General features: G+C 41.9%; 5 protein-coding genes. 4 read left to right on the forward strand and 1 reads right to left on the reverse strand.

Going from position 1 to position 8,963, the window contains the following annotated elements:
- Positions 1-12: 12 nt before the first annotated feature.
- Both AC1DDX_RS06075 and AC1DDX_RS06080 read left to right on the forward strand, forming a co-directional pair.
- Entirely contained in the window at positions 13-2,262 is a 2,250-nt protein-coding gene (locus tag AC1DDX_RS06075) for a DUF2961 domain-containing protein (RefSeq protein WP_288880283.1), read from the forward strand.
- Between the two features lie 24 nt (positions 2,263-2,286).
- Entirely contained in the window at positions 2,287-3,243 is a 957-nt protein-coding gene (locus tag AC1DDX_RS06080; protein WP_337715028.1) for a family 43 glycosylhydrolase, read from the forward strand.
- Positions 3,244-3,290: 47 nt separating this feature from the next.
- Here the strand turns inward: AC1DDX_RS06080 and AC1DDX_RS06085 are convergent, their stop codons facing one another.
- Positions 3,291-4,040: a DeoR/GlpR family DNA-binding transcription regulator gene (locus AC1DDX_RS06085; protein ID WP_172663642.1), complete on the reverse strand. Its 750-nt coding sequence runs from the start codon at positions 4,038-4,040 to the stop codon at positions 3,291-3,293.
- A gap of 208 nt (positions 4,041-4,248) precedes the next feature.
- Between AC1DDX_RS06085 and AC1DDX_RS06090 the strand changes: the two genes are divergently transcribed.
- Together AC1DDX_RS06090 and AC1DDX_RS06095 are read left to right on the forward strand one after the other, a co-directional pair.
- On the forward strand, positions 4,249-7,299 hold the full coding sequence (locus AC1DDX_RS06090; protein WP_337715026.1) for a SusC/RagA family TonB-linked outer membrane protein: 3,051 nt from the start codon (positions 4,249-4,251) through the stop codon (positions 7,297-7,299).
- Between the two features lie 32 nt (positions 7,300-7,331).
- Positions 7,332-8,963, forward strand: a 1,632-nt coding sequence (locus tag AC1DDX_RS06095; protein WP_477621867.1) for a RagB/SusD family nutrient uptake outer membrane protein, incomplete at its 3' end; no start/stop codon positions are given.

The following is an 8,963-nucleotide window of genomic DNA, read 5'->3' on the forward strand; positions in this document are numbered from 1 at the left end:
ACTGATGCTCATATGAAAAAAATCATCTCAAAATGCCTTCTTGCAAGTTTAGCTGTAATGTCCATAAGCGCAAATGCACAAAACGTACTTTCAGTACCAGTAGGATTTGATGCCTATCGCAAATGGGACCAGCTTCCGCTTCAACGCATAGGCGTAAGGGCCTATATGCGAAGTACCTATGATCGTACTGGCGGAGGTAGTGATGCCTCGCATTTTTTGTTTATGAATAAAGAAGATGAGAACGTAACCCTCAGCGTAAAAGGGAAAGGCATCCTCTATTTCTTTCGCACTAATCACTGGCATGGCAGTCCATGGCATTTTAAGATAGACGGCATTGACAATGTTGTAAAAGAAACGGCAACATCCGATCCTGTCAACGCAATTAAAACGCTGAAAGAAACCGCCTTTATTCCGAATGCGGCATTTCCTAAGCCATTGGGGTGGACATGGGGCGCTACAAAAGGTGCAGATCTGATCTGGGTGCCAATGGCTTTTCAGGATTCGATGAGTATTGCTTATTCCCGTACCTTTTATGGTACCGGTTATTATATTTATCATCTTTATGCTAATGAGCAAAACCTTTCTCAGCCCATCAGATCATGGAATGTAAATAAAACGCCAGATCAGGATATTGTTGATCTGGTTAACCTTTCAGGTAAGGATATTGCCCCCAAAAATATCAATGCACAGCAAGGTCAGTTAAAATTGAATCAGAAGACTATTACTTTGGCCACACTTAAAAATCCCTTATCTCTGGTTCGGGCCGTTAAGCTAAGTTTTCCGCTTAGTAAAGCAATGGATTTGGAGCGTATTCACTTAAAAATAACATGGGACGATGCAGCATATCCATCTGTAGATGCACCGCTATGTCTTTTTTTTGGAGCGGGTACCTTCTTTAATCGCGAGAAAAAGGAGTTTTTGGTCAAGGGGCTTCCCATAAATATTCGCTATGATTATATAAACAACAAAGTTGAGCTTGCTTGCTATTATCCTATGCCATTCTTTAAAACAGCAAAATTTGAACTTACCGGCATAGCACCTGACAACGCAGAGATAAATTATGAAATACGTTACGAAAAGCTGAAAACAGCCAGCAACAGAAATGCGTATTTTCATGCTACCTATAAGGATATACCTAAACCGGATTTGGGTCAGGATATGACCTGGTTAGATACTCGGGGTATAGAAGGACATCAGCAGTGGTCAGGAAGTTTCCTTGGAACATCATTTATATTTTCTCACAATGCCAATCTTAATACGCTGGAAGGTGATCCAAGATTCTTTTTCGATGACAGCAAGAGCCCCCAGGCCTATGGTACAGGAACAGAGGAATGGGCAGGAGGAGGTGATTATTGGGGTGGGGAAAACATGACACTTCCACTTGCAGGTCATCCCTGCGGGTCTACTGAGAAAAAAACAGCAGTAAATGATAAGGATCTTATTCAGTCAGCATATCGGTTTCTTATTGCTGATCTGATGCCCTTTGGAAACCGGGCTGTTATAAATTTTGAGCATAGCGAAAACGTTTCTCAGGAGCATTATGAAGCTGTATCTTATTGGTATGGAATGCCATCAGCGTCACTGATTAAAACAGATTCGATTGATATTGGTAAGCAAGATGATGAACTGCGCCACGCTTATTATTCACCAGAGGCTTCCAAAGTGGAAACCATTCTATCGAGATATGAATGGGGGCCGGATAAGTTTCCCGCCGGGGCATGGGGCTTGGATTTACCTAAAAGGATTCCTGGGTATAAAGAATTGATCGGCAAAGAGATTTATCCTGCCCATGAAGAAGATGGTCGACATACATCAGGTATTTCTGAGTTTACGGTGAGTATGAGTCCTGATAACCTGGGTGCGCTATTACGACGGACGCTGGATTATCGCTATCCGAATCAAACTGCGGAAGTTTATATTGCCGGGAACCTATCAGGAAGAAAAATTAAAGAAAAAGATTGGAAAAAAGCGGGTATATGGTATTTGGCAGGATCTAGTACTTGTATGTTTTCAAGACCAGCCGGTGAATTGGCGAAAAGAGTGTATCAGATCGAAACATCAAACAGACGTTTCAGAGATGATGAATTCCTGATTCCGGCTAAACTAACAAGAGGTTTATCTAAACTAAGAGTAAGGATTAAATTTATTCCTACAATTCAGCAGCTTTATCCGGGAAAGGATTTTCCGGAGCAGAGTGTTTGGAGTGAACTGAGATATCAGGTGTATAGTTATGTGCTGCCACAAGTAAAACCTATAAAATAATCATTGGCCTGTTTTAATACCGATATGAAAAAAATGAGCATTACGATGCTGACAATCGCTTTTACATTTTGTCAGCATGCCATGGCGCAGCAGGAAAAGTCTTTTGAAACCCCGTATATAAAAGGGAGCTTTGTTCACATTTTTAATCCAAATGATACCCGGTCAAAAGAAGACACTACCTGGTATACAAATGATCATTCCTTCGTAAGAAGTGTTGATGGTATCTGGCATGCGTATGGCATCATTGGGCACCATCCAATCAGGCCATGGGGTGGAGAAACTAGATTCTTCCACATTACTTCTGGTTCTCTGATGCAGCGGAAATGGAAGGATAAAGGGGATGCCATGTCTGTGAAGGAAGGTAAGGAGCGCGTATTGTGGGCACCTCACGTTATAAAAGATAAGAATGCCTTTTATATGTTTTATAATATTGGCAATATGCAAAAAGATGCCCCTAACTACGCCTCATGGGGTCAGTTATGCATGGCAAAAAGCGACAATCTGGTAGATTGGGAGCGTTATCAACTTAATCCGCTCTTTAGCGACCCTGGCCATGCACGTGATTCGTATATCATGAAATATAAAAGTAAATATTATTATTACTATACCAGAACCTACAATGAGGTCGACCATCGATCAGTAGTTGCAGTAAGAACAGGGCCCGATCTGTTGCACTGGGGCGGTCCGAAAATTGTGCATATCCAACCTTATGTGGTAGATTGGGGAGGGGATGCTGAGAGTCCTTTTGTTGTACATAGAAATGGAATTTTCTACCTTTTTATATGCAGGGCAATGACCCAATACAATCAAACAGATGTATACTGGTCTAAGGACCCCGAAAATTTTCCTGAAAAGAACCTGGTTTGTTCGCTTCCTATCCATGCTGCTGAAATTATTTATGATAAAAAAGAAGGATGGTTTATCTCCAATACAGGCTGGGATAAAAAAGGTTTGTTTCTCGCTCCGCTGGAATGGAGGTAGATCCATTCAAAGAATTATTTTGATAGCTTGGCGGAGCGTGTTCTATGCTAAAGAAGTTTCAAATCATCATTTCTGAAGTTGGCCAGGTAGGGGCTTTCTGGTGGTAATTCTGTGATCAGGTAGTTTATTTTATTGATTGGGCATATTCTGATTCTTTGCGATGTATTTAACTTTTCTGCAATCGCCAAAACCGCAACTTTTCTGGAAGCATTCACAATGGCTTTGTTTACCTGTACAATCTCCCAGTCCATATCAGTAAGGCCTTCTTCTACAGAAAATGCGTTGGCGCCAAGTAAGCAAAGGTCTACTTTAAGGTCGGATAGCTCGTTAATTACACTTGTTCCGGTATGCAGGTTTGCGTTTTTGCTTAGCTTTCCCCCTATAGTAATCACCTCCAAATTGCTGTGTTCTGATAGGGTAATGGCTGCCTGAGGGCTAACAGTAAAGAATGTTGCCTTTAGGTTTTTGGGAATCATTTTGGCCAGTTCCAGAATGGTAGTTCCACCCTCTGTAAGAATAACCATGTCATTTTTAATCAGTTTGAGGGCTTTTTCTGCAATTTTTTTCTTTTCTGCAAGCGCATATACTTCATTTTGCAAATTAAAGGGGGCAATAAAAGATTTGCTCGCAGCACCTCCATGAACTTTCAGGACTTTACCTGATTCGGCCAGCTCCTTCAGATCACGCCTGACTGTATCGTCAGAAATGTTTAATAAAGTACTCAGATCGGCTGATAGGACCTTATTGTGGAGGTTGATTTCCCTCATAATCAGTTTGTGTCTTTCTTCTTTACGCATAAGCAGTTTATAACAGATTTAACAAAAGTAAAATTTTTTTCTGTTAAAACATTTGGAAGTTATGAATTTTGCGGTTATACTTGTATTATAAAACGCATAAAAAACGCAAAAAGAATAATTTTGTCTATCTGTGAGGGATTTTTGATGACGTTTATTGTTTTTTGTGCTACTTTTTTGCGGTTTTGAACCACTAAACCAAACAACTTATATGAATAAAATTTTAGCATTTCTGATCATTCTGTTCCTGGTAACAGAAGTAAAAGCCAAAAGCTGGCCTTTTCAAGTCGCCGACCGAGTTATCCGCGGCGAAGTGGTTGATGAAAAAGATGAAGCCATACCCGGGGTTTCTGTAAGACTAAAAGGAAGCGCGCAGGGAACGGTGACTGACCAGAAGGGTGAGTTCTCTTTGTCGGTTAATTCAGACAATGATTCCCTGCAATTTTCTTTTATCGGTTATAAGAATAAAACCATCAGAGTTGGTTCATCACAAGAGTTCAAAATTAAGCTTGAACCCGATGAGGAGAATAAATTAAATGAAGTAACCGTCGTTGGTTATGGTACGCAAAAGAAAATTTCCGTTACCGGTTCATTGTCTACCATTTCTGTCAAAGAGATTCAACGGGTTTCCACCCCGGCATTATCCAATGCAATTGCAGGTAAACTGCCTGGCATCATTACCCGTCAGGCGAGCGGCGAGCCCGGATATGATGCTGCGCAGGTTTATATACGAGGACTTTCAACTTTTGGAAACAACGCACCGCTAATATTGATAGACGGAGTGGAGCGTGATATGAATAACATTAATGCTCAGGAGATAGAGAGCTTTACGATACTAAAAGATGCATCTGCTACCGCTGTTTATGGCGTGCGAGGTGCCAATGGAGTTATTCTCATTACAACGAAGCGCGGAGTTAGCGGCAAGCCAGCTGTAACATTCCGTACAGAAGCGGCGGCTTTACATGCCTTAAGGCTGCCAGAATATATTAACGGACAAGAATATGCCTCCCTGATGAATGAGGCAAGGATGTTTTCTGGTGAACAGCCTAGGTGGTCAGCTGAAGAACTCGAAAAATTTGGTAATGGCTCAGATCCCTACCTGTATCCCAACTCGAACTGGACAGATGCGGTATTGAAGCGTGATACCTGGCAAACCATCAATAATTTAAGTGTTACCGGTGGTAATGAAATCATTAAGTATTATACCAATGTTGGTTATACCCTTCAGAATGGAATTTATAAACAGGATATGTCCAATAAATTCAATACGAATGCCAATATCAAACGATACAATTTCAGGAGCAATATTGATCTGAACTTATCAAAAAGTCTTACCATGCAACTTGGCCTAGGTGGAATTATTCAGAATGGGAACTATCCCGGATTCTCAGCACCAGATATCTTTCAATCTTTAAAAACAATATCGCCAATTGCATTTCCAGTTAAGAATCCAGATGGAACACCTGGGGGTGCCCAAACCTTTGTGGGATGGAATCCTTGGGGAAGGGTCTCGCAATCGGGCTACAGTACACAAGATCGTAGTACCTTGCAGGGTACTTTCGCAGCCAGATGGGACATGTCTGAACTGGTGACCAAAGGTTTATCATTAAGGGGTTTGTTTTCGTATGATCGTTACGGTCAGACCAATAATGTAAGGGCCAAGGAATTTGAAGTGAAGCGGTATCTGGGAACAGATCCTGAAACCGGAGAAGATTTGTATAGTGAACCGTTTAGAGAAGAAAAGCCACTCGGATATTACATCGAAAATGGGAGCAACAGGGCTATTTATATGGAAACCCAATTGAATTATGAGCGCTCATTTGATAAACACGGACTGACTTCCATGCTATTATATAATCAGCGTGATTATGTGGATCTTTCTGCGGGCAGCTCCGTGTCGAATCTCCCTTTTCGCCGAATGGGCTTAGCCAGTAGGGTCACCTACAACTACGACAACCGATATCTTGCAGAGGTTAACTTTGGCTACAATGGATCTGAAAACTTTCCGAAAGGAAAAAGATTTGGTTTCTTTCCAGCCTTCTCAGCCGGGTGGGTAATTTCAAATGAAAAATTCTGGAATGCATCCGCAATCAGCAACCTGAAAATAAGAGCCTCTTATGGAAAGGTGGGAAATGATCAGATCAACCAGCGCTTCTTGTTTCTAAGCACTGTAAAAACAGTTGGACAATCTTATCCGTTTGGCCCGGATCAGCAGCTTTTCTATGGGATGGAGGAGAACCAGATCGGTAATCAAAACGTCACCTGGGAACGTGCAACAAAAAGAAACATCGGTCTGGACCTTGGCTTCCTGGATGATAAAATAACCTTGCAGGTGGATGCTTTTGATGAAGATCGTACGGGTATTCTCTTGCAGCGCCAAACGGTGCCCTTTGTAACCGGATTCTATCCCTGGTCTATTCCTTATGGAAATATTGGTGCAATCAAAAACAAGGGGATAGATGGATTAATAGAAATGCGAAATACTACATCTGGTGGATTTTTCTATTCCTTGCGTGGTAATTTCACCTTTGCTAAGAATACAATTGTAGAAAACGATGAGCCCACACGCCGATATTCCTATTTATCCGGTAAAGGATTGCCGTTAAATCAGAGTTTTGCATTCATTTCTGAAGGTTTATTCCAAAGCGAGGAAGATATTGCTACCAGTCCAAAACAAAGCTTTTCTATCCCAAGACCGGGAGATGTTAAATACAAGGATATTAACGGTGATGGTATAATTGATTCTTATGACCAGATCCCCGTAGGTTATCCGCGTCTTCCTCAAATGACATTTGGTTTTGGCGGCACCATATCTTATAAAAGCTTTGATTTTAGCCTGTATTTTACAGGGGCAGCCAAATCGAGTATTTTCTTGAGCGGAACTTCAATGTGGCCTTTCTACGATGGTCTGGGGGTAAATAATGTACTCACCGAATATTACAACAATCGTTGGACACCAGAGAACCGGGGTGCGAAGTATCCTGCAATAGATGTCGGTAACAATCCAAATAATTTCCTGAATTCTACCACCTGGATGAAAAATGGGAATTACCTCAGGTTGCGTAACCTTGAAGTGGGGTACACTTTACCTCAGCGCGTGTCTGGCAGGATAGGGGTAAGCTCCCTCAGGTTTTTTGTCAACGGTATGAACTTGTATACCTGGGATCATATTAAGATCATCGATCCGGAATCTAATGACGGAACCGGTGGGTATCCTTTGCAGCGGTCATTCAATGCAGGTTTGCAGATTGATTTTAAATAATATAACCAATAACCATTATAAAAGAATTTGATATGAAATATTTAATCTGTGGATTATTGTTCGTGCAGCTTTTGATGTTCTCCTCTTGTAAAAAAGATTTTCTGGATAAAAGCCCTGAAGAGGACATTACCATTGAAGAAGCTTTTCTTCAACGCAGGTATGCTGAAGCATTTTTATCGGATGTTTATGCCGATCTCCCACTTGAGAACTGGTTTACCGACATGGTCGATCCTAATCCGTTTGTAGTTGCCTCTGATGAGATGAATGTACCCTGGCCGGAGAAATTTGCAAAACTGATGAACAAGGGTTCCTGGAACGCCTATAATGTGGCAAGTCAGCAGTGGCGTAACATGTATGAGGGTATTCGCAAAGCGAATATTTTTCTGAAATACATCGACAGAACTCCCCTTGGCAAAGACTTTACCCAGCAGGATAAAGACCGTTGGATAGGTGAAGCCGTATACCTGCGTGCTTTTTACCACTTTTGGCTAATGCGAATCTATGGCCCGATTCCCATTATGGATTATGATGCAGGAGTAGCCGATGATTTCACTAAAATAAAACGCCAACCACTTGATCAGGGTGTTGATTTTGTTTCTAAAGAATGTGACAGGGCGATCAGTTTGTTGCCAATGAGAGTTACTTCCGATAGGAATATTGGACGGGTTACTGCTGCGGCTGCGATGGCGCTAAAGGCAAGAATGTTATTGTATGTGGCAAGCCCTTTATGGAACGGCAATCCTGACTATGCAGGCTTCACAGATAAAGAAGGTATAAAACTTTTCCCTGGTCAGTATCAGGCCGAAAAATGGAAAGCTGCAGCTCTTGCCGCCAAAGAGTGTATCGATAAATGTGAGGCTGCCGGTTATCAGCTTTATAGAAAATATCCAGATCCTGTGCAGAATTACCAGCAATTGTTTCTGGAAAACAACAACGTTGAAGTGATCCTTGCACGTAATTGTACTACACCTGATATTGGCGGTTATTATCCGGGAATGACCGAGAAATGTGCTTTCCCTGGAAGCCTGGGCGGGTGGAATGGGTATAACCCAACTCAGCAGCAAGTAGATGCTTATGAAATGGACAATGGAAAAGCACCAATACTAGGTTATAATAGTGATGGGTCACCAGTGGTCAATCAATCCTCCGGATATACTGAAGCAGGTTATACAGCTACAGCCATGACCGGACGCTGGATGGAAGGGGTAAGCAATATGTATGTGCACCGGGATCCCAGATTTTATGCTTCTATTAACTTTAACGGAGCCTACTTCATTGACCGCCGCTTGCAGTTCTGGTCCAGTGGAGCAGATGGTAGAGGAAATGCCGGAAGAGATTATAATACGACAGGATATTTGCTTAAAAAATCTGTAGATCCTACGGCGAATATTGCCCAGGGCAGGTTTTCACTTAAAACATGGATATTTTTCAGGCTTGGTGAATTTTATCTGGACTATGCAGAAGCACTAAATGAATCAGACGGGCCAGTTGCCGATGTGTATAAATACATGAACCTGATCAGGGAACGTGCCGGAATGCCAGCACTTCCAACAGGTCTTAATGCTCAGCAAATGAGAGAAAGGATCAGGAACGAACGTCGTGTGGAGTTGAGTTACGAAACCCATCGCTACTTCGATTGTCACCGTTGGAAGATCGCTGCACAG

This window comes from Pedobacter sp. 10L46_2, from assembly GCF_056395165.1.